Origin of the sequence: Kluyvera intermedia (genome assembly GCF_021440345.1) — a bacterium.
Taxonomy (GTDB): Bacteria; Pseudomonadota; Gammaproteobacteria; order Enterobacterales; family Enterobacteriaceae; genus Kluyvera; species Kluyvera intermedia_A.
In genome coordinates this window covers 99,156-121,705 of sequence record NZ_JAKCNS010000006.1, presented here as the reverse complement: position 1 = coordinate 121,705, position 22,550 = coordinate 99,156, and the positions used below count along the sequence as shown (strand labels likewise).

Sequence of the window (22,550 nt, the reverse complement as noted above, 5' to 3'; positions counted from 1 at the left end):
TTAAGGGAGAGGGTTGGGGTGAGGGTTACTACACGGTACCTCACCCGCTCACAGCAACGAACCTACCCCAGAATCTCGCGGATCACCGGACCAATCGCTTCAAATGCCGCTGGCGTGATGATGTCTACGTGCGCGCAGTTCTGGCTGTAAACCTCCAGTTCTCCCACCCATGGCCCCCAGGCTACCTGCGGATCGGCCTGACGCGTTTTCTCGGCGACAAACAGCGTCGCCTTACCGTCAAACTGTGCGCTATGTGCGGTGGTAAGCAGGCGAACCGCATCGGCGTAGTTACCTTCAATGGCGGTAAACAGCTCGCCGGAAGCCTGCCCCTGCTGCGCGGCAAGGAACGCCTCACGTTCGCGGTCAATCTCCGCTAATACTGCCGGATCGAGACCATTGGCCTCTTTTTCCGCCCAGTTTTGCGTTTCCGGCGGCCAGGTATCCAACAGCCCCAGGAACGCCACCTCTTCGCCCTGCTGACGCAGACGCGCCGCAATACCCTGCGCCAGCGTACCGCCCAGCGAATAGCCCAACAGATAATACGGCCCGTGCGGCTGCTGCTGGCGTAGCGTCGCCAGATGATGCTCGCAAACCTCATCCAGCGTCGCGGCGGTCTGCATCGGCCCCTGCGGACGCGGCGACTGAATACCGGTAATTGACCAGCGCGGCGACAGGTAGCGTGACAATACGCTGAACTGCCAGGCGAAGCCGGACGCCGGATGGAAGCAGAACAGCGTCGGCCCCGTCCCGCTGCGCAGCGGCAGCAGCGGCTCATAGCCCAGGCGCTGCGCCTGCTCATCGTCCCAGGTATCCAGCAAGGCACTGAGTTTACCCACCGTCGATGACACCATCACCTGCCCCGGCGTAACCCGGCGGGCTGCGCTGCGGCTCAGCATTGCCGCCAGCCGCATCGCCAGCAGCGAATGGCCGCCAAGGGCAAAGAAATCGGCGTCAATATCGTTAATCTCACAGCCCAGCAGTTCGCTAAACGCCGATGCAACCAGAATTTCCGTGGCTGATTGCACAGCGCGGCCCGCGGTTTTCTGCGTCAACGACGGCAGCGGTAACGCTTTGCGATCAAGCTTCCCGTTGGCGCTAAGCGGCAGCGCGCTCAGCTGCAGCAGCACCACCGGCACCATATGCGGCGGCAATTGTTCGCGCAGGCGCGCCAGCAGTGTATCGGTCTCCAGCGGTAGCCCGGAAGCGGACACCACATAGCCCACCAGCTGGCGTGCATCGCCGCCGGTAGCCGCCGCCTGATTAATCACGCAGGCATGGGTCACCGCCTGCTCGACGTCCGGCAGCGTTTGCATCACCCGGTCAATTTCGCCCAGCTCAATGCGCTGGCCGCGGATCTTCAGCTGATCGTCGCTGCGGCCTAAATACTCCACCGCACCGTTGTCCAGCCAGCGCGCAACGTCGCCGGTGCGATACATGCGTTTGCCTGGGGTGAACGGATCGGCAATAAAGCGGCTGGCGGTCAGATCCGGACGGCCCAGATAGCCTTGCGCCAGCTGAATGCCGGTCAGATACAGATCGCCTGCCACGCCAAACGGCACCGGGCGCATCATCGCATCCAGGATGCGCAGCCCGGTATTCCACACCGGGAAGCCAATTGGCACGCTGTTGCCGGTAACCGCCGCCAGCGCCTCGCCGTAGGCCGGGTACCAGCTCACGTCCACCGCCGCTTCCGTCGGCCCATACAGGTTATGCAGCGGCGCGTGGGTTAATTGTTCCCACTCGCGGCACAGCCCGGTTGGCAGCGCTTCACCGCTACAGAACACCTGTTTGAGCGAACGACAGCACGCGGCCGTTTCCGGCGTCAGCGAGGCCACAAACGCCGCCAGCATCGAAGGCACAAAGTGGGTCGTGGTGACGCCATAGTCAGCAAAGAAACGCTGCATCGCCAGCGGGTCACGGTGCGCTTCCGGCTCCGCCATCACCAGGCTTGCGCCGGTGATAAACGGCCACCAGAACTCCCACACCGAGACATCAAAGCTGCACGGCGTTTTCTGCGCCACCACGTCGTCGGCGGTGAGCGGATAGTGGTCCTGCATCCACAGCAGGCGATTGACGATGGCCTCATGCCCCACCATCACCCCTTTCGGGCGTCCGGTTGAGCCAGAGGTAAAGATGATGTAGGCCGTCAGTTCAGGCTTCGCCAGATTCAGCGGCGACGCGTCGCTCGCAGGCAATGGCGCGTTCAGACACAGGCTTTCGATATTCGGGAAGCGGTGCAACTGGTCGTCGGCGGTGATCAGCAGCGAAGGGCGCGCATCTTCCAGCATCATCTGCAAACGATCGTCCGGATAACCGGTATCCAGCGGCAGCCAGGCAGCGCCGGCTTCAACAATCGCGTGCAGGGCCAGGGTCAGGAAGACCGACCGAGGGAGCGCCACGGCGACGCTGTCACCGGGTTTAACGCCGCGCTGACGCAGCACGTTAGCCAGCGCAATCACCTGCTGGCGCATTTCGCGGTAGGTAAAGCGATACTGTGTATCAACCAGCGCCACGGCGTCCGGCGTTTTCAGCGCCTGCGCGGCCACCAGCGAACTTAGCGTTGCCGATGGCAGCACTTTCTCGGTGGCGTTGATTTGCGCCAGGCGCTGATATTCCGCCTCCGATACCAATTCAGCATCAGCGCAGTGAAGTGCTGGATTGTCGGCGAACTGCTGCAAAAGTGCGGACAAACGGGCGATATGTTGCTGCAATATCGCTTTATCATAACGCTGCTGATTGGCGAGGATTTCCAGCGATAATCCACCGTTTTCATCCGGGAACAGCGCCAGTTCCAGATCGTTGACCGGGCCGGTAGCCAGCGTGTGCGTCACGAAGTCAACGTCGTCGAAACCGAGGCGATAATCAAACATTTTAACGTTAAATACCGGGCCAAATAGCGCCTCGTCTCCGGCGGCTTTCCCGGCATCACGGACGATTTGTTCGGCATCATAACGCTGATGGCGACGCATTTTCTTCAGTTGGCCGGAAAGGCGCGTGGCCAGTTCTGCCAGCGTCTCCTGGCCGTTCAATGTCACCGCCAGCGGCAGCACGTTTAGTACCGGCCCGGTAGCCGTCAGCGCGGCAGAACCCATGCGGCGCATAAAGATAAATCCGGCGGCATATTCGCTGCGCCCGCACAGACGGCCCAGCCACAGCGCGGCTAAGGCCAGCGCCAGATCGGCGGGCTGACACTGCGGCGCAGCGGCGCTCAGACGGGAAAATGCGCGGCGGTCAGCGGTGAGTTTCAGACGCCAGATTGCCGTACTCTCCGCGCGCCCCGGCAGCGGTGCGGGGGATAGCGAGGCCGGAGAAGGCAGCGCTTTTCGCTGTTCGGCCCAGAAGGCCTTATCGCGCTGGCAGGCCTCGCTGTCGCGATAGCGTTGATACTCCTCAACCACCTCGGCGAACGGCGTGAATACCGATTCTGGCGTCGCGTCGCCTTGCTGCCAGGCCTGGTAAATCAGGCTTATCTGGCGGGTGATTGCCGGGAAGCTAAAGCCATCAACCAACAGGTGATGATAGCGCTGATACCAGAACCAGCGGTTGTCTCCCACCTGGAAAAGCTGGTGACAGAACAGCGGATTGCCGCTGTCTACGCGGCTGTTCTGTGCCAGATCGGCCTGCATTTGCGTGAGCGCGGCCTGCTGCGGGTCGGCCTGATGGCGCAGGTCAAAAATCGACGGTTCAGCAATGACCGCGCTTTCGTCCACCCACTGCCAGACGTCGCCGTTATCTTCAGTAAAACGCAGGCGCAGCGTGTCGGCCTGCATCATCCCGGCGGCGATGGCGCGTGCCAGCAGTTCGCCGTCAATATCCCCTTTCAGTTCAACGTAGTGCGCCACGCTCCAGGCGTTAGGCAGCGTTGAGAGGGCTTCAGCCATCCAGATCCCCGGTTGTGCGGCGGTCAGCGGTAAACGGGCGCTCATGCGGTCTCTCCTACGCTGGCAAAATTCTCGGGAAGGAGCGTATTCCAGTTGGCCGACAACCAGGCGTTGCATGCCTCAAGCGGCTGCGGATCGCAAATCACCGTCCAGCCAGCGGGCAGCGTGCACTGCTGCGGCCAAAGGCTAAACTGCTGCTGGGGGTTTTGCAGAAGATAAAACTGCCCTTGCGCCACATCGAAGGGGTTACTGACTTGCATACCAAACTCCTGTCGTTAATCCGGCTTTGCGGCCTGGTTATTCCAGAGCGTCATCAGCCCGGCGGTAAGCCCGCCGCGCCAGCAAAGCGCATCATGTCCGCCGTCAACCTGACGCCAGAAAACGGGCTGCTGCATGTGCTGTAATTGGGCCAAAAGCGCCTGATTGGCGCGGAAAATAATCGGTTCACGAACTCCGGCTTCCAGCACGATCCGCAGGCCCTGAGGGTTGAGCTCACCACGTTGTAGCTGTTCCTGGATTTCGCCGGTTTGTCGCCCACCGCGGTGCGGCCACCAGTAAGATCCTGATTGGCTCAGTACGCAGCCAAAACGCTGCGGCCAGTGGAGGCCGGCATACATCGCCGACAGGCCGCCAAAGCTCTGCCCCGCCACCACCGTGCGCTCAGCGCTGTCGCTAAATGGTGCAATCGCCCGCACCTGCGGCAGCAGCTCCTGCTGTACCGCCAGCCAGAAATCCGCGTTGCACGGCAGCTCCTGGCTGCGATGCGCATTGTCGATAACATCGATCAGCAGGTAGACCGCCGGAGGGAGTTTTTGCGTTTCAGTCAGTGCGCTAAGCGCCGGCCAGACCGGCATGCTTTCGGCCCAGAACTGCCCGTCCAGCAGCACGGCCAGCGGACGTTCGCCGTCAAACGATTCGCCGGTGCAAAACACCCATACCCGGCGCTGATTGCCCAGCCGCTCGCTGCGCCAGGTCATGCACTGCGGTTCAGGCCATTCGGCGGCTGGCGTTGACCAGCCGGGTTGTTCAGGCGCCTGCGGCAGTTCAAATGCCGAAACCGCATGCCCGCGCCCGCCTTTCCAGCTTTGCGAATTCAAAGGATCGGCAATCGCACGCGGCAGCAGCTTGCGCCAGCCCTCACGCAGCAGCATGCGGTCGGGTTCATCAGCGGTGAAAATGTCCGGGGAAAAATCGTCGTCGCGTTCGGAAGGGACAAAACAGTAGCTGCCGCGCCAGGTTGGCGGCAGCGTTGTTGTCCAGCACCAGGCATCGGTGTGAGGAATACGTTGTAGGGTCTGCGGGGCGGAGTTGTGATGGTGGTCGGTGACGCCGGTAATGTAAATCCAGACCCGCTGAATGGGCGATGTGGTTTCGTTTCCAGCCGGGTCACGCCACCAAAAAGTCACCTGGTAATTATCGCTAACCTGTTCATATTGCGGACCTTTTACCGTCATCCACCATGCGTCACTTCCTGTCACTAACTTTCCCACCACGTTAACCTCATGTTTATTGTGGAATTTCTTGTTACACATGAAAAATTATTGATAATATTATTGATAACCATTTGCATTTGCAATAGCGTATTGGCGCGCAACTTTCACATGCTTAAGACCCTAAATCATTCGCGCTGCAGGAAGGCGGCCAGAGAGCGAATCCCCAGAAACGGACATAAGTTCGTGACGGGGGTGAGCGAGCGCAGCCAACGCACCTGCAGCGTGAAGTATGACGGGTATGCATATAACCACGTCGTAGCGTCCCCCTTGGGAATGGATACACACAGCATACGGCGACGAAAAGCAGGACACACAATGAATAATAAAATCAAATCCCTGGCCTTCCTGGTCAACTTGGGTATTTATGGCGTCGCGGCTCCGGCTTTTGCTGCTGAGACCACCACCAAAGACGCTGACGGGGAAACCATGGTTGTCACCGCCGCCGAGCAGAACCTGCAGGCTCCGGGCGTTTCAACTATCACCGCCGATGAAATTCGCAAGCGCCCGCCGGCGCGCGACGTTTCTGAAATCATCCGTACCATGCCGGGCGTTAACCTGACCGGTAACTCCACCAGCGGCCAGCGCGGGAACAACCGCCAGATCGATATTCGCGGTATGGGCCCGGAAAACACCCTGATTCTGATCGACGGCAAGCCGGTCACCAGCCGCAACTCGGTCCGCCAGGGCTGGCGCGGCGAGCGTGATACCCGTGGTGATACCGGCTGGGTGCCGCCGGAAATGATTGAACGTATTGAAGTCCTGCGTGGCCCAGCCGCTGCCCGTTACGGTAACGGCGCGGCGGGCGGCGTGGTCAACATCATCACCAAAAAAGGTGGCGATGAGTGGCACGGTTCATGGAATACCTACCTGAACGCGCCGGAGCACAAAGAAGAAGGCTCTACCAAGCGTACCAACTTTAGCCTGAACGGCCCGCTGGGCGGGGACTTCAGCTTCCGTCTGTACGGCAACCTTGATAAAACCCAGGCCGACGCGTGGGATATCAACCAGGGCCATCAGTCTGAACGTACCGGTGCATACTCCGACACCATGCCAGCCGGTCGTGAAGGCGTTGAAAACAAGGATATTAATGGCCAGGTGCGCTGGGACTTCGCGCCAATGCAGTCGCTGGAATTCGAAGCGGGCTACAGCCGCCAGGGCAACCTGTATGCGGGCGATACGCAAAATACCAACAACGATAACAAAACCAATGGCCTGGTGAAAAAATACTACGGTAAAGAGACTAACCGTATGTACCGCCAGAACTACGCGCTGACCTGGAACGGCGGCTGGGATAACGGCATCACCACCAGCAACTGGGCGCAGTACGAACATACCCGTAACTCTCGTCTGGGCGAAGGCTTGGCCGGTGGTCTGGAAGGGTTGTTCAACAGCAACCAGTTCAGCGATACCGATCTGGCAGACGTGATGCTGCACAGTGAAATCAGCATTCCATTTGAGCTGTGGGTTAATCAGAACCTGACGCTGGGTACCGAGTGGAACCAGCAGCGTATGAAGGATTCCAGTTCAAACTCGCAAACCTTCATGGGTGGGAATATCCCAGGTTACAGCACGGATACCCGCAGCCCATATTCTCAGGCAGAGATCTTCTCACTGTTCGCCGAGAACAATATGGAAGTGACCGACAGCACCATGCTGACGCCTGCGCTGCGCTTCGATCACCACAGCGTCGTTGGCGATAACTGGAGCCCGTCCCTGAACCTGTCTCAAGGGCTGGGTGACGATTTCACGCTGAAAATGGGCATCGCGAGAGCGTATAAAGCACCAAGCCTGTACCAAACCAACCCGAACTACATCCTGTACAGTAAAGGCCAGGGCTGCTTCGCGACCGGTGCTGCCAGCAATATCGGCTGCTATATGCTGGGTAACGATGATCTGAAAGCAGAAACCAGCATCAACAAAGAAATTGGTCTGGAATTCAAGCGTGATGGCTGGTTGGCTGGTGTAACCTGGTTCCGCAACGATTACCGCAACAAGATTGAAGCAGGTACTACACCACTTTACCGTATCACCAGTGGTACAACCAAAACTGATATCTATCAGTGGGAAAACATTCCTAAGGCGGTGGTTGAGGGCCTGGAAGGGACGTTGAACGTACCGGTTAGCGAGACCGTTAACTGGACCAACAACATCACCTACATGCTGCAGAGTAAGAACAAAGAGACCGGCGAACGTCTGTCGATTATTCCGGAGTACACGCTGAACTCAACGCTGAGCTGGCAGGTACATCAGGATGTTTCTCTGCAATCGACCTTCACCTGGTACGGCAAACAGCAGCCGAAGAAATATGATTACCAGGGTAAACCGGTGACTGGTTCGTCCACCAGCGAAGTCAGCCCGTATAGCATCGTTGGTCTGAGCGCGACCTGGGATGTGAACAAAAACCTTAGCCTGACCGGCGGCGTGGATAACGTCTTCGACAAACGTCTGTGGCGTGAGGGTAATGCCCAGACCGTGAGCGATACCAAAACGGGTGCTTATATGGCCGGTGCAGGTGCGAACACCTACAACGAACCAGGCCGTACCTGGTATATGAGCGTTAACACTCACTTCTGATAAGCTGTATTTCCCTCTCCCGCCCGGGAGAGGGTTCTTCAGGAGCCACATGCTTACTCATCACCGCACCCTCAACGCCATTCAGCGCATCGATTTTAAGCCCGACACCTTTACCCCAGGCGATCTGCTGTGGCTACCGCATCACGCCCAACTGGCAAAATCAGGTAAAAAGCGCCAGACCGAGCATCTCGCCGGACGCATTGCCGCCGTGCATGCGCTGCGCGCATTCGGTGAAAAAGGCGTGCCGGGTATTGGCGAGCGTCGTCAGCCGCTATGGCCTGCGGGGCTTTACGGAAGCATCAGCCACTGTGGAAATACGGCGGTGGCGATAGTATCCACAACGCCCGTCGGGATCGATATTGAAGACGTTTTTACTCTCCAGCTTGCAGAAACTCTGGCTCGTGAAGTCGCCACCGATGACGAACTCAGCATGCTTCGCACAAGCCCGCTGCCCTTCCCGCTGGCGTTAACCCTCACGTTTTCCGCCAAAGAGAGCCTCTATAAAGCGCTGGCGGAACGTCATCCCTCATTAGTCCATTTTCATGATGCAATAGCGCTTCATCTTGATGAACAAGATATCACTATGCTCATCCCTGCCATCTCGCTGACCGCTCGCTTGAGCTGGTTCGCTATCGAACCTCACAGCGTTCTGACGCTGTACCATCAGCCATAAATATGACCGGAAATCGAAAATACCGAATCAACAACCAGCTATAAACTGATTGCCAGAATAAATAATTAATAAATGTGGTTTTCGTCAGTTTTATCAGCCATAAAAATATAGTTTCCCTCCGTAATTACCCCTATTATTCATTCGAAACATTCACACAAACAATGAAACAATTGTTATGAGTTAAGGAATCGAATGAATACGCAAACACGGACACGGACTGAAGTGAGCGAAAGCCGCTTGATGAGCGGTTTCCTGAACGCCATCGAAAAAGCGGGCAACCGTCTGCCTGAGCCAGCGATTATCTTTTTCTACTTTTTACTGGCGGTGATGGGGCTATCGGCAGTGCTGTCGATGATGACCTTCGACGTTATCAACCCGATGACCCAGGAAGCGGTCAAAGTTAACAACCTGCTCTCCGCCGAGGCGTTAACCAATACGCTGGCGAATATGGTCACCACCTTCACCGGCTTTGCGCCGCTGGGTATCGTGCTGGTGGCGATGCTGGGGGTTGGCGTGGCCGAAAGCTCCGGCTTTATCAACGTGGCGCTAAAAAAGATGCTGCGCGTGACGCCGAAAAAACTGCTGACGCCAATGCTGATTTTTGTCGCCATGTTCAGCCACGTGGCTGCCGATGCTGGCTACGTGCTGGTTATTCCGCTGGGCGCCATTATCTTTATGTCTGCCGGACGTCACCCGCTGGTGGGGATTGCGGCTGCGTTCTCCGGCGTCTCCGGCGGTTTTGCCGCCAACATGGTGCCAACCGGTAACGATGCGCTGCTGCAGGGTTTTACCCAAGCCGCGGCCCAGTTGCTGGACAGCAGTTATACCGTCAATACCCTGTGTAACCTGTTCTTTGGTATCGCCTCATCAATCATCATTACGCTGGTCGGCTGGTGGGTCACCGAGCGTATCGTCGAGCCACGCGTCAGTAAGATGGCCATCGATGGCGATTTTAAGCACGATGAAGATATGTCCAACGTGACTCCACAGGAGAGTCGCGCCTTTACTCGCGCCTTGCTGGTGATGCTGTTGGGTCTGGCGGCGTTGGCCGCTGCCGCCTGGCCAGAAGGTTCCATGCTGCGCGGTACCGACGGTTCATTAACTTCCTACAGCGCACCGATTATGAAATCCATCGTGCCGCTGATTTTCCTGATCTTTATCCTGCCGGGTATCGTCTACGGCTTCGCCTCCGGCACTTTTAAAACCGGTAAAGACGTGATCGGCTCAATGAATGATTCCATGAGTAAGATGGGGTCGTACATGGTGATGGCCTTCTTCTGCGCCATGTTTATCAAAGCGTTCAGCGACTCCAACATCGGCACGCTGTTTGCCTTAATGGGCGCTGACGGTCTGAAAGCACTGGAGCTGCCGGGCCAGGCCACGATTATCGGCATGATTGTGTTGACCGCAGTGGTGAACCTGCTGATTGGCTCCGCGTCGGCAAAATGGGCGCTGCTGTCGCCAATTATGGTGCCAATGCTGATGGCGGTTGGGATCTCCCCGGAGCTGACCCAAGCGGCTTTCCGTATCGGAGACTCCTGCACCAACATCATCACGCCGCTGATGGTCTTCTTCCCGCTGATCGTTATCTACTGCCAGCGCTACGTGAAAGGCGCCGGGGTCGGTACGCTGGTGTCGATGATGATGCCGTACTCCATCGCCTTCTTCGTGGCGTGGAGCATTCTGCTGCTGGTGTGGTGGGGCGTAGGTTTACCGCTGGGCGTGGCGGCTCCGTATACCTGGAGTCCGAGCTGATATTGCCGTAATGCGGGTAAGCAAGACGTAAAATTACGCTCACTTGATGTTTGGCAGAACATGAAACTGTTTGGCTGTTGAGTGCGGTATTCCGTTCACTTTGTGTTTGGCAGTTGAGTGCACGATTCCGTTCACTTGATGTTTTGTAGAACATGAAACCCACTGCACCCGTGAACGGGCTAAGGGGGGCGCCGCGCCCCCCTTTGCAATCCCCGCGGCCCCGCAGCGAAATCGGTGCTTCGCACTGCGTTCGCCTCCGAACTCCAGCCTGCGGCACGGCGAAACTCGACCTCCTGTCTCGGTTCGCCTCAGTCCGCCATCCCAGGCGGCCTGACCTTGTCCTCCATTCTCCGGCTCACCGATTTCAAGCGGGGACTCATCGGTTTCAGCAATATTGGCGTTTTTTTAGCTGGAAAGTTGCAGCGATATTGGCGTTGGCTTTTAGCTGAAAACTTGCAGCGACTTTAGGTGGCGTCTGAATCGCCGAGGCGTTGCCTGGAGGCCGGGGCAGCCCACAGGGATGTGGGCTGAGGGCGCGGTTTTACAGGGATGTTACCTCGCGCCCGACCCGAAAGCCGGAAGGCATAAGCTGAGGGAACCGCGAAGCGGCGATTCTGCCGCCAGAGCGCGGGGGTGCAGGGGGCGGCGGCGATTGGCCGCCCCCCGCGCGCTCCTTGCGCCATTCAGGTTATAGGGCATGTGATGAACAAGGAGCGCAACCAGCTGAGAAGCTAAACGTAATCCCCCTTAACTGACCAGCATGATTATTAATCGGGCATTTGCCCATCACGACTTCGCCAGATGGGCAAAATTCCCCAACACGCCGTGCAAAATCCCCAGCCCTTTTTGCACCTGCTCCGCGGTGATAGTACACGGCGGCACCACGTGAATACGGTTCTCCACCACAAAACTCAGCAGCCCGGCTTCAGTTAGCGCCCCTTTAATTTCCGCCATATCCCCTGCCGCCAGCGGCGTTTTCTTCGCCCGATCGCTGACCAGCTCCAGCGCCTGGAATACCCCGCGACCGCGCACCTGGCCGACCAGCGGTGACGATGCCGCCAGCGCCTCCAGCCCCTGGCGCAGCACACCGTTACCGATACTCGCGGCGTTCTCGACAATTCGCTCCTCTTTCATGGTATCCAGCGTCGCGACAATTGCCGCCATCGCCAGCGGATGGCCCGAATAGGTCAACCCACCGGCAAAGAAGTGATCGTCAAAATAGTGGGCAATCGCCTCGCTGATGATCACCCCGCCCGCTGGCACATATCCGGCGTTAACGCCTTTGGCGAAGGTGATCAGATCTGGCACGATCCCATCTTGCTCAAAGGCAAACCAGCTGCCGGTGCGGCCAAAGCCGGCCATCACTTCATCAAGGATCAGGATAATGCCAAACTCATCCGCCAGTGCCCGCACGCCCTTCATATAGCCATCAGGCGGCACCAGAATCCCGGCGGTACCGGGGATCGACTCCAGCAAAATCGCCGCGATCGATGCCGGGCCTTCGCACTCGATCATCCGCCGCAGATGCGCCAGCGCGCGGGCACACTCTTCCTGCTCGGTGGTCGCATTAAATTCGCTGCGGTAAAGATACGGGTTAAAGAAGTGCACATGGCCGCGCGAATATTCGTTTGGCACCCGGCGCCAGTCGCCGGTGGCGGCAATCGCGCTGCCGGTGTTGCCGTGATAGGAGCGGTAGGCCGACAGCACCTTATCGCGCCCGGTATACAGGCGCGCCATACGAATGGCATTCTCGTTAGCATCGGCTCCGGCGTTGGTGAAGAACACTTTGCTAAACCCTTCCGGAGCCAGGTCAATAATGCGCTTAGCCGCCTCGCCGCGCGCCAGGTTCGCCGTGGCTGGGGCTATCGTCACCAATGATTCCAACTGGGCTTTCATCGCTGCCAGCACTTTCGGGTGCTGATATCCCAGGTTGACGTTCACCAGCTGGCTGCTGAAATCGAGATAGGTTTTCCCCTCGTAATCCCATAGTTCACAGCCTTTTGCCCCGGCGATCACCAGCGGGTTTAGAGTGCCCTGCATCGTCCAGGAATGAAAAACATACTCTCTGTCCAGCTGGCGAACCGTTTTGTTATTCAACTCTGTCATGGTCATTCCTCGCATACCGTTGGCTGTGACTCATCATGTCGTCGGCGAAAAAGAAAGTGATAGAGCCAGTGTAGCCTTGCCGCCGTGACACCGGTGTCACATCGCCATCAACAGACTGTCCCTCGGCAGGTGCGTCCACGGTTTTTATAGTGAGCTGAATAACCTGCACAGGAGAGCAAAATGGAAAAGCGTAATGTGGTGTTTATTACCGGAGCGACCTCCGGCTTTGGCGAAGCGGCGGCGCATGTGTTTGCCCGCGCCGGTTGGGCGCTGGTGCTGAGCGGCCGCCGGCTGGCTCGCCTTCAGGCCTTACAAGCCGAGCTGGCGTCATTGGTGCCGGTACATGTGATGGAGCTGGACGTGCGGGATAGCGATGCGGTAGCGGCTGCCGTCGCCGCGCTGCCTGCGGAATTTGCCGATGTGACTGCGCTTATCAACAACGCCGGTCTGGCGCTCGCGCCGCAGCCGGCGCAAAAGGTGGATCTGACCGACTGGCATACCATGATTGATACTAACGTCACCGGCCTGGTGAACGTCACCCACGCTCTGTTGCCGACGCTGATTCGCCACGGTGCCGGGGCCAGCATCATTAATATCGGTTCTATTGCCGGACAGTGGCCCTATCCGGGCAGCCACGTCTACGGCGCAAGCAAAGCGTTTGTGAAGCAGTTTAGCTATAACCTGCGCTGCGATCTGTTAGGTACCGGCGTGCGCGTGACCGATCTCGCGCCGGGGATTGCCGAAACGGAGTTCACGCTGGTGCGCACCAAAGGCGACCAGGCCGCTTCAGACGCGCTCTATCGCGGCACGACGCCGCTGTCGGCACTCGATATCGCCGAGCAGATGTTTTATATCGCTATGCTGCCGGACCATATGAATATTAACCGTGTTGAAGTGATGCCGGTACGCCAGGCCTGGCAGCCGTTTGCGATTGATAGGGATTGAGTTTGCCGCGAACACATCCCCTCACCCTAACCCTCTCCCCAAAGGGGAGAGGGGACAGTTCGGCGTGGTTTACTAAGTCTGGAGTCCAGGCCTGACGGCCTTTTTCAATTGATAACGGTGAGGTTCGCCATACTCCCTCTCCCATCCCGGGGGGGGGGCGGGGGGGGGGGGGNNGGGAGAGGGCCGGGGTGAGGGTCAAACCCGCACACTCTTAGAGCCCCCCTTTAACGGCTGCTTTGCAAAAACTGTTTCACCCTTTCAGACTTCGGCTGAGTGAAGAAAATCTCCGGCGGCGCCTTCTCAATCAAAATCCCTTTCTCCAGAAACACCACTTCATTGGACACCTGGCGAGCGAACTCCATCTCATGGGTGACGACCACCATGGTGTACCCCTCCGCCGCCAGTGATTTCATTACGCTCAGCACTTCATTCACACGCTCGGGATCGAGCGCCGACGTCGGTTCATCAAACAGCAAAACCTCCGGCGACATCGCCAGCGAACGGGCAATCGCCACTCGCTGTTTCTGGCCGCCGGAAAGGGTAATCGGATAGGCATCGGCTTTATGATCCATGCCCACTTTGGTCAGCTGCTGGCGGGCAATTTCCCGCGCCTCGTCGCGCTTCATTCCCTTCACATGCAGCAGCGCCTCCATCACATTCTGTTCCACGGTCAGGTGCGGCCACAGATTAAAGCTCTGGAACACCATCCCCACCCGCTCGCGGATTTTCGACAAATCGCGATGCGACATGGCTTTACCCGAGCGGTCGTCCACGCCAATACGCTGCCCGCCAATGTGAATTTCCCCACGGTCGGGCTGTTCAAGCCAGTTCATACAACGCAGCAGCGTCGATTTTCCCGAACCTGAAGAGCCCAGAATGCTGACCACCGTCCCCTTCTCCACCGTCAAATTAATATCGCGCAGCACTTCAACGTTATCGAACTGCTTGGAGACATTTTTGACGCTTACCGCCGTCATATCAGACATGGCTCATTCCTCTTTTGGCGCTATAAACAGTCAACCGTTTCACCAGCAGTTCCAGCACAATGCTGATGGCCCAATACAGCGCGATGGCGACAATAAAGGCATTAAACGGAATGAAATAGGTGGCCTGCACGCTGTTCGCGGCGGCGGTAATTTCCTGTACGGTGATAATGCTCAAAAACGCGGTGTCCTTCAGGCAGATAATCAGCTGATTCCCCAACAGCGGCAGCGCGGAGGAGAAAATATTCGGCAGGACAATTCGGCGAAATATCGTGTAACGAGAGAATCCCTGCACCACGGCAGCTTCAATATAGCCGTTGGAAAATACCCGCCGCTGGCTACGAAGAATCTCAAAGAAATAGGCCCCGTGATAAATAATGAGCGCCAGTAATCCGGCGGTCCACGCTTCCAGACTGATGCCCAATTCAGGCAGCCCGTAATACAACAGATAGGCCAGAATCAAAAATGGCACGGCGCGCATCAGATTCACAAAACCCACGATCAGGTTATTCAGTACCCGTTTTTGATATTCGGTGAAATAGCACAGCAGCGTGCCGATAAAAAGCCCACAAACCGCGGCAATAATAAAAAGCTCTAAGGTCGCCAGCAGCCCGGCAATAAAGTTGTCGTGCTCAGCCCAGATAATGGCCCATTGATTCATCATTCCTCCCGGGACTTAGCGCGCCAGTCGTTTTGCTTTGCGTTCCGCCATGCTTTGCAGCTTCAGCAGCAGGCCAATAATCACCACATACAGCAGCCCGGCTGCGAGAATGGGAGAAAGCGGTTCATAGGTCACGGAGGAGATTCGGTTGGTGACGCGAGTGAGATCCACCACGCCAATCACCGCTATTGCCGGGCTACCTTTGATTAAAAAGGACATCTCGTTCACCAGCGCCGGCAGGCTCTCCAGCCACATTTGCGGCAGCATGATGTAGCGAAAATAGGGCCAGCGCCGCATCCCTACCGACTCAGCCGCTTCACGCTGCTCGCGAGGAAAGGTGCGAAACGCGTTGCGCCAGATTTCGGCGTTGAATGCCGACGTGTTAAGCGTCAGCGCGACAATCGCCGCCACCGTTTTATCGAGGTTAATGCCGACGGTCGGCAGCGATAAAAACAGAAACAGCACCAGCGTCACCAGCGGCGTCGCGCGGGCGAGGCTGATATAGACCACCAGAATCTGATCGACGACCGGAATTTTCATCATCCGCACAAAAGCGATAACCAGCCCGATAACCACGCCGAAAGCGATGGCAATGGCGGAAATCCAGAGGGTCGTCCATGCGCCTTCAAACAGTAACTGCCATGCGATTGAGTCCATGTAGCCCTCCTTTAGTCAAACGGGCTGCGGTTTCCCGCAGCCATCATTACTGCCCGGCTAGCTTGTGGAACTGCGCGGCGCTGGTGATAGGTGCAGTGGGCAGATCGTCGTAGGTTTCGCCAAACCATTTTTTCTGCAGCGCTGCCAGCTGGCCGGTTTCGCGCATATGGTTGGTAAATTTGGTCATATAGGCCAACAGCTCCGGCGAGCTTTTCGGCATAGGCCAGGCCATATAGCCAGGGCCGGAAACCGCCAGCCCTTTGGCAAAGACTTTCGGCTTGGCTTTCACCAGATCGTTAACGGAAATCACCACGTTAATCACGTAGTCGAGACGCTTATTGGCTAAATCGGCGTAGGCTTCCGGGTAGGACGGATATTCCACCACCGGTCCCAGCTTGCCGCCGGTTTTTTCAATCATCGCTTTCAGTTCAGGTAAACGAGCTAATAATGCGCTGCCCGCCTGGAGGCCTACCTTTTTACCGCTTAAATCGGCAATGGTATTTAACGAGGTATCGCCCGCACGCTTGACGAAATAATGCTGAGCCGATGCCCACGGCGGGGTGAAATTAAAAACATTGAGGCGTTCATCGGTGACAACGGCACCGGTTAAAGCCATATCGTATTGCCCGGTTGACACTGCGGCTAATAATCCGGTCCACGGTAAAATACTTTGCGTCACGTTGAATTTGGCGTACTCGCGCAGCGCCGCCAGCATATCCTTGTTAAACCCGTCGGCATTGCCGTTATTCATAAAGTTAAACGGCGCGTAATCATCCTCGGTCGCCACTTTTAAAGTTCCGGACTTTTCAATTTCCGGCAAATCGGCCGCAGCCACCTGCAAAGAAAAGGTCATCGCCATCACGGCAGCCAGATAATACGAACCCATCGTTTTTTTCATCGTGTGACCCCTGTTTAAATACCCGATACGTGAATTCCAGTTGCCCTGGAAGCGTTGCAAGATGCGTGCCGACAGCGGCAAAGTGAGGCCGTCGCTGGTGACGTTTTTACTGTAGGGAGACTTTTTGCATTCTGAATAGAGCCAGTTTTCGCACGCCGTTGTGTCAGACGATTTCAGGCTGGTACAAAAATTGCTGAGTGCTAAGAAAGCGGATACTGGAAGGAGCAGCGTATGATTCGGCACTTACTGCACGTGGATTTTGATCATCAGCGCGGTTTGCAAGAGCAGGTTCGTGAGTCGCTAGTGAAGGCGATTTTAGGCGGTATTTTTCCCGCCGACACGCCGCTGCCCTCGTGTCGTCAGCTGGCAAGCCAGCTTCAGGTTTCGCGCAATACCACCGCGCTGGTATTTGAAAGCCTGGTCAACGAAGGCTACCTGATTAGCCGTCCGCGCAGCGGATATTACCTGCATCCGGACTACGCCGCCCCGCGCCTTAGCAGCGCGGCACCTGCACCTATCGACGGGGAACGTGCACCATCGTGGGGCAAACGGCTCAACATCACCCCGAGCCAGCAGGAGTCGATTTTAAAACCCGCTGGCTGGATGAACTACCGCTACCCGTTTATCTACGGCCAGCCGGATACCCGTCAGTTCCCGCTGGCCAGCTGGCGATCTGCCGCCAACTGGTTGCACGGCGGTACGCGCGATCCGGCCTGGGTGGTGGACCATATTGACCAGGATGTTCCGATGCTGATTGAGCAAATCCGCACCCGCGTGCTGCCCAAGCGCGGCATTGTCGCCGCTGCCGATGAAATCCTGATAACGCTGGGCTCGCAAAACGCACTCTACCTGCTCACCCGCCTGTTGATGTCGCGCCAGACCCGCGTCGGCGTGGAGAATCCCGGCTTTCGCGAGGCCATCAATACCTTCATGCTCGGCGAAAGTCAGATTGTGCCGCACCCGGTCGACGAACAGGGCATCATCCTCAACGACACGCCCTGTGATTATTACTACGTGACCCCGGGCCATCAGGTGCCGACCGGCGTCACCATGAGTAAAGCCCGTCGCAGCCAGCTGCTGGCCTACGCGGCACAGCACGATGCGGTGATTATTGAAGATGATTACGATTCAGAAAGTAACTTCCAGGCCAATCCGCTGCCAGCGCTGAAGGCCAGCGACCGGAGCGGGCGGGTGATTTACGTCAGCAGCCTGTCCAAAGCGCTGTCGCCGGGGCTGCGACTGGGGTTTATGGTCGCCGACCCGGATCTCATTGATGAGGCGCGGGCGCTACGCCGCCTGGTCTACCGTCATCCGCCGACCAATATTCAGTATCAGATGGCGCATTTTCTGGCGCAAGGCCACTACGAAACCCATCTGCGGCGCTACCGCGATGACTCCGCGCGCCGCTGGGAAATGCTCAACAATGCCCTCTCCTCGCTGCTGCCGGAGTGTCAGCCGCTGCCCGGCAGTGAGCACGCCAACGCCTTCTGGCTGCGCACGCCGGCGCATATCAGTACCCAACAGCTGACCTGGCGTGCCGCGCATACGGGCGTGTTAATTGAACCCGGGGCCCGGCATTTTCTTGATGACGCGCCGCCGGATAACTTTTTCCGCATGGGTTTTCACGCCATAACCCCCGACGCCATTGCGCCGGGAGTCGATGTGTTGCGCCACCAATTGGCGCAAATGGGTTAGCCCGCCCGGCGGTGCGCCCACTCGCGCAGCCGCTGGAACAGCACGTACAGCGACGGGATATACAGGATGCCAATCACCGTCGCCACCAGCATGCCGCTGAACACGGTGGTGCCGATGATACGGCGGCTCTGCGCCCCGGCGCCGGTGGAGAACATCATCGGCATGATGCCGATAATAAACGACACCGCGGTCATCATCACCGCCCGGAAGCGGCGCGTTGCCCCTTCACGCGCGGCGTCAACGATTGATAGCCCGGACTGACGCCGCTCGCGGGCAAACTCGACTATCAGAATCGCATTTTTTGCCGCCAGGGCTATCAATAGCACCAGCCCTATCTGCACGTACACATCGTTGGCGTAGCCCGTTATCCACAGCCACAGCAGCGCGCCACCGATGGCGAACAGCACCGAGAGCATCACGCTGGCCGGCAACGTCCAGCTTTCATACTGGGCGACGAGAAACAGCCACGCCATGGCGACCGCCGCCAGCACAATCCATATTGCCTGATTGCCGGTCTGCTGCTCCTGCCAGGAGAGGCCGCTCCACGCGTAGTCGTAGCCCTGCGACAGATGCTCGGCCAGTAGCGCTTCCATCTGCGCCATCGCCGTTCGGCTGCTCACCCCTTCCGCCGCCGAACCGCTTACCGACACTGACGGAAACTGATTGTACTGCTGGACAAACGGCGCGCCGACGGTTGGCGTGACGGTCACCAGGTTGCTCAGACGCACCAGCTCGTTGTGATTGCTGCGCACGAACAGCGCGCTGATTTGCTCCGCGCGTTCGCGCCACTGCATCTCATTTTGCATCACTACGTGGTAGACGCGGTTGTTAACGCTAAAGTTCCCGGCGCGCGCGCCACCAAAGGCAGTTTGCAGGCTGTTGAAAATGCGTGATACCGGCACATCCAGACGCGCCGCCTGGTCGCGATCCACCGTCAGCGTCAACTGCGGCACGTTGCTGCTCCAGGTGGTAAACACCCGGCTCAGCTGCGGATGCTGGTTGGCTTTCATTATGATCCCACGGGTCACCTGCTCCAGCTCGGCGGAGGATTGCCCGGCCTGCGCCAGAATACGCAGATCAAAGCCCGCTGCGCTGCCAAGCCCCGGCAAAGTCGGTGGCGCAAACAGCATGATGGTGGCTTCCGGCAGCGCGTGCAGCTGGCGCTGCAATTCGCCCATCACCACATCCAGCGGCGCACGCTGCGACCAGTCTTTGAGCATCAGCGAGATAAAACCGCTGTTGGAGGCGCTGGTGCCGCTAAGAATGCTAAAACCGGAAACCTGAATCACGTCTTCCACCGCCGGGTGTGCGCCCAGCAGCTGACGCGCCTGGGCCATTACCGCTTCGGTTCGCTCAAGCGAGGCCGACTCCGGCAGCTGCACGTTGGCAAAGACGTAGCCCTGGTCCTCCTGCGGCAGAAAACCTTTCGGCATCGACGAGAAGCTCCACGCCACCAGCAGCGCCGCCAGAGATGTCGCCGCCACGGCAACCAGCGGGCGATGATTCATCCATCCCACCAACCGACCGTAGCCATCACGGGTGGCATTGAGCCCACGGTTAAAGCTGCGGAAGAAGGCGGCCGGTGTTGGCGGACGTGGGCGCAGCAGCAGCGCGCAGAGCGCTGGCGTCAAGGTCAGCGCCACGATGCTCGACAGCGTGACCGCCGTCGAGAGCGTGACGGCGAACTGACGGTACAGCTCGCCGACGATCCCCGGCAGCATTGCCACCGGGACAAACACCGCCAGCAGCACCAGGGTGGTGGCGATAACCGGCCCGGCAATTTGGCGCAGCGCCAGCGCGGTAGCTTCGGTACGGCTTAACCCTTCCGCCATATGCCCTTCCACGCTTTCGACCACCACGATGGCGTCATCCACCACCATCGTCAGCGCCAGAATGATGGCAAACAGGCTCAGGGTGTTGGCGCTGTAGCCGAGCACATAAAGCACCGCAAACGTCCCCACCAGCGAGACCGGGATCGCCAGCGCCACAATCAGCGTCGCGCGCAGGCTTTGCAGGAACAGCGACACCACTGCCACCACCGCCAGTAGGGTGAGCACCAGCGACGTGCCAATCTCTTTAATCGTGGCCGAAACAAAACGGGTGGTATCAAATTTGACCTCCCACTTCAGGTCGGCCGGGAAGCGGGCTTGCAGACGCGTCAGCTCGGCGCGGACGGCGCTAGCCACCTGCAGCGCGTTGGCGGTCGGGGTGGGATAAATTCCCATATAGGCCGAATCCACACCGTTGAGCTGCGCGCTGGAATTGTAGCTACGCGCCCCCAGTTCAATATTCGCCACATCGGCGAGGCGGACTAATTGCCCCTGCACGCCGCTGCGTACCACAATCTGACCGAACTCATCGGCCTCGGTCAGTCGTCCAAGACCGTTAATGGTCAGAGTCTGCTGCTGACCATTAAACACCGGCGGCGTACCAATTTGCCCGGCCGCGCCCTGCACGTGCTGCTCTGCCAGCGCCTTTGCAATATCGTCGCTGGTAATATTCAGCGCATTCATGCGATCCGGACGCAGCCAGATACGCATGCTGTAGTCGCGCGCGCCAAACATCTGCACCTGGCCGACGCCAGGCAGACGCGCCAGCGCTTCACGAATCTGCGTGCTGGCATAGTTGCTGACTTCCAGCGGCGGCATCGTCCCCTGCGGCGAGTAGAGGCTGACGCCCATCAGCAGGTTGCTGGCACGCTTGCGCACCTGCACGCCGTTTTGTTGCACCACGGAAGGCATCTGGGCCACCGCCTGGGCGACGCGGTTTTGCACATCAATCGCCGCCATGTCCGGATCGGTACCGGCGGCAAAGGTCAGATTGAGGCTATAGCTGCCATCGTCAGAGCTGGTCGACTCCATATACAGCATCTGGTCAACGCCGTTAAGCTGGGTTTCCAGCGGGGCGGCAATGGCCTGCGCCACATCCTGCGCGCTGGCACCCGGCCAGCTAGCGCTGACGTTAACCGCCGGCGGGGTGATTTGTGGGTACTGCTCCACCGGAATGAGCTTCAGCGCCACGGCGCCGACAAAGGTCAGCAGCAGCGCAATCACCATGGCAAAGCGTGGACGACGGATAAAGAAGGTCAGCATCCTGTCTCCTTAATTAATTCAGCAGCTGAACGGCAGTGCCGTTCGTCAGGCGCTGTGCGCCTTCGGTGACAACGCGCTCGCCCGCGCTCAAGCCTTTCGCGACGGCGAAGTACTGGCTCTGCTGGCCGCCCAGCTCAAGCCGACGTGGCTCAGCGGTATTTTCCGCCGTCAGTACCCAACTGAAGTAGCCCTGAGCATCCTGCTGGACCGCCGCGACGGGGATCATCACGCTGTCATTGATTGCCTTTGGCCGCAGCGTGACGTTGACGTTGCCGCCCGGCAGCAACCGGTGCTGTGGGTTAGCAAACTCGGCGCGCACCGCTACGCTTGCCGTACGCGCATCAATCCGGTTATCCACGGAGGTCAATACGCCCTCTTCACGCTGACCATCAAGCGTAATCTGCGCCAGCCATGCGGCTTTCAGGGCGCGGATATCGGCGTGCTGTCCGGCTTTGCTGTAAAACGCCGATTCATCGAGCGCAAAGCTCACGCGTATCGGATCAAGCTGGACGACCTCCACCAGCACGCCGCTGGCGGCATTCACCAGGCTACCCACGTGAAAGGCGCTGTGCCCCACGCGGCCGCTCACCGGCGAGGTGATACGGGTGTAATCGAGGGTGATTTGCTGCGCGCTGACGCGGGCTTTCGCTTGTTCTACGGCGGCAGCGGCGACATCGCGCTGCATCTGTGCGGTGTCCACATCGTTGCGGCTGATCGACTGATTGGTCTTCAGACTCTGATAGCGGGACAGCAGCTGCTGTGCCTGGCGCAGCGACGCCTGCGCGCTTTTCAGTTCGGCCTGGGCTAATGCCAGCGCCGCGCGCGGCTGCGCATCGTCGAGGGTAAATAGCAGCGCGCCTTTTTGGATCTCCTGGCCGTCCTGGAAGTGGCGCTGCACGATAGTGCCTTCGGTACGTGCGCGAATATCCACCGCGTGAATGGCCTCAACGCGGCCCGGCAGCTGGCGCTCAACCGCATGCGGCGAGCGCTCAACGGTGGCGGTGCGCACGGGGACCGAGGCAAAAGCGAGCGTGCAGTAAGCCAGCCCGCAGGCCAGTAAGGCGAAGCGGAGTGTCGTTTTCATTGGGAAGTCCTTGCGGGGATAGCGCCCCTCTGCGCAGGCAGAGGGGCAACTGA

Annotated in this window: 15 protein-coding genes; 5 read left to right on the top strand and 10 right to left on the bottom strand. The window is 58.6% G+C overall.

The features are described 5' to 3' along the window. Positions 1-62 precede the first annotated feature (62 nt). The 3 genes from entF to fes are packed head-to-tail and all read right to left on the bottom strand — an operon-like array spanning position 63 to position 5,371. Complete coding sequence (gene entF, locus LZ634_RS01730; protein WP_234502010.1) at positions 63-3,926, bottom strand: enterobactin non-ribosomal peptide synthetase EntF; 3,864 nt, start codon at positions 3,924-3,926, stop codon at positions 63-65. After that, positions 3,923-4,141 (bottom strand): MbtH family protein, encoded by a 219-nt coding sequence (locus LZ634_RS01725; RefSeq protein ID WP_234502009.1) that lies wholly within the window; start codon positions 4,139-4,141, stop codon positions 3,923-3,925. The genes entF and LZ634_RS01725 overlap by 4 nt, the downstream gene beginning before the upstream one ends. 15 nt (positions 4,142-4,156) lie before the next feature. Next, complete coding sequence (gene fes, locus LZ634_RS01720; protein WP_414467723.1) at positions 4,157-5,371, bottom strand: enterochelin esterase; 1,215 nt, start codon at positions 5,369-5,371, stop codon at positions 4,157-4,159. Between the two features lie 318 nt (positions 5,372-5,689). Here fes and LZ634_RS01715 point away from each other — a divergent pair, with 318 nt between their 5' ends. From LZ634_RS01715 to LZ634_RS01705, 3 genes are all read left to right on the top strand, one after another. After that, positions 5,690-7,948, top strand: coding sequence for a TonB-dependent siderophore receptor (locus LZ634_RS01715; RefSeq protein WP_234502008.1), 2,259 nt, complete (start codon positions 5,690-5,692; stop codon positions 7,946-7,948). 49 nt (positions 7,949-7,997) lie between these two features. Beyond that, entirely contained in the window at positions 7,998-8,621 is a 624-nt protein-coding gene (gene entD / locus LZ634_RS01710) for an enterobactin synthase subunit EntD (protein WP_234502007.1), read from the top strand. Between the two features lie 192 nt (positions 8,622-8,813). Beyond that, positions 8,814-10,376 carry an AbgT family transporter gene (locus LZ634_RS01705; protein WP_234502006.1) on the top strand — a complete coding sequence of 521 codons (1,563 nt, stop codon included), beginning with the start codon at positions 8,814-8,816 and terminating at the stop codon, positions 10,374-10,376. 786 nt (positions 10,377-11,162) lie between these two features. Here LZ634_RS01705 and LZ634_RS01700 read toward each other — a convergent pair. Next, positions 11,163-12,497 carry an aspartate aminotransferase family protein gene (locus LZ634_RS01700; RefSeq protein ID WP_234502005.1) on the bottom strand — a complete coding sequence of 445 codons (1,335 nt, stop codon included), beginning with the start codon at positions 12,495-12,497 and terminating at the stop codon, positions 11,163-11,165. 165 nt (positions 12,498-12,662) lie between these two features. Here LZ634_RS01700 and LZ634_RS01695 point away from each other — a divergent pair, with 165 nt between their 5' ends. Continuing rightward, positions 12,663-13,427, top strand: coding sequence for an SDR family NAD(P)-dependent oxidoreductase (locus LZ634_RS01695; protein ID WP_234502004.1), 765 nt, complete (start codon positions 12,663-12,665; stop codon positions 13,425-13,427). A gap of 224 nt (positions 13,428-13,651) precedes the next feature. Here the strand turns inward: LZ634_RS01695 and LZ634_RS01690 are convergent, their stop codons facing one another. From LZ634_RS01690 to LZ634_RS01675, 4 genes are read right to left on the bottom strand one after another with little or no spacing between them, the layout of a single operon-like run. Next, on the bottom strand, positions 13,652-14,413 hold the full coding sequence (locus LZ634_RS01690; RefSeq protein ID WP_234502003.1) for an amino acid ABC transporter ATP-binding protein: 762 nt from the start codon (positions 14,411-14,413) through the stop codon (positions 13,652-13,654). Beyond that, positions 14,406-15,071: an amino acid ABC transporter permease gene (locus tag LZ634_RS01685; RefSeq protein WP_234502033.1), complete on the bottom strand. Its 666-nt coding sequence runs from the start codon at positions 15,069-15,071 to the stop codon at positions 14,406-14,408. Before LZ634_RS01685 ends, LZ634_RS01690 begins: the two co-directional genes overlap by 8 nt. Positions 15,072-15,086: 15 nt before the next feature. Beyond that, positions 15,087-15,728, bottom strand: a complete 642-nt coding sequence (locus tag LZ634_RS01680) for an amino acid ABC transporter permease (protein ID WP_234502002.1) — start codon at positions 15,726-15,728, stop codon at positions 15,087-15,089. Between the two features lie 46 nt (positions 15,729-15,774). Beyond that, positions 15,775-16,626, bottom strand: a complete 852-nt coding sequence (locus LZ634_RS01675) for a transporter substrate-binding domain-containing protein (RefSeq protein WP_234502001.1) — start codon at positions 16,624-16,626, stop codon at positions 15,775-15,777. Between the two features lie 231 nt (positions 16,627-16,857). Between LZ634_RS01675 and LZ634_RS01670 the strand changes: the two genes are divergently transcribed. Next, positions 16,858-18,321 carry a PLP-dependent aminotransferase family protein gene (locus tag LZ634_RS01670; protein WP_234502000.1) on the top strand — a complete coding sequence of 488 codons (1,464 nt, stop codon included), beginning with the start codon at positions 16,858-16,860 and terminating at the stop codon, positions 18,319-18,321. Here the strand turns inward: LZ634_RS01670 and LZ634_RS01665 are convergent. Both LZ634_RS01665 and LZ634_RS01660 read right to left on the bottom strand, forming a co-directional pair. After that, positions 18,318-21,413, bottom strand: a complete 3,096-nt coding sequence (locus LZ634_RS01665; protein WP_234501999.1) for an efflux RND transporter permease subunit — start codon at positions 21,411-21,413, stop codon at positions 18,318-18,320. The genes LZ634_RS01670 and LZ634_RS01665 overlap by 4 nt on opposite strands. A gap of 13 nt (positions 21,414-21,426) precedes the next feature. Next, positions 21,427-22,497, bottom strand: coding sequence for an efflux RND transporter periplasmic adaptor subunit (locus tag LZ634_RS01660; protein ID WP_234501998.1), 1,071 nt, complete (start codon positions 22,495-22,497; stop codon positions 21,427-21,429). Between the last annotated feature and the right edge of the window lie 53 nt (positions 22,498-22,550).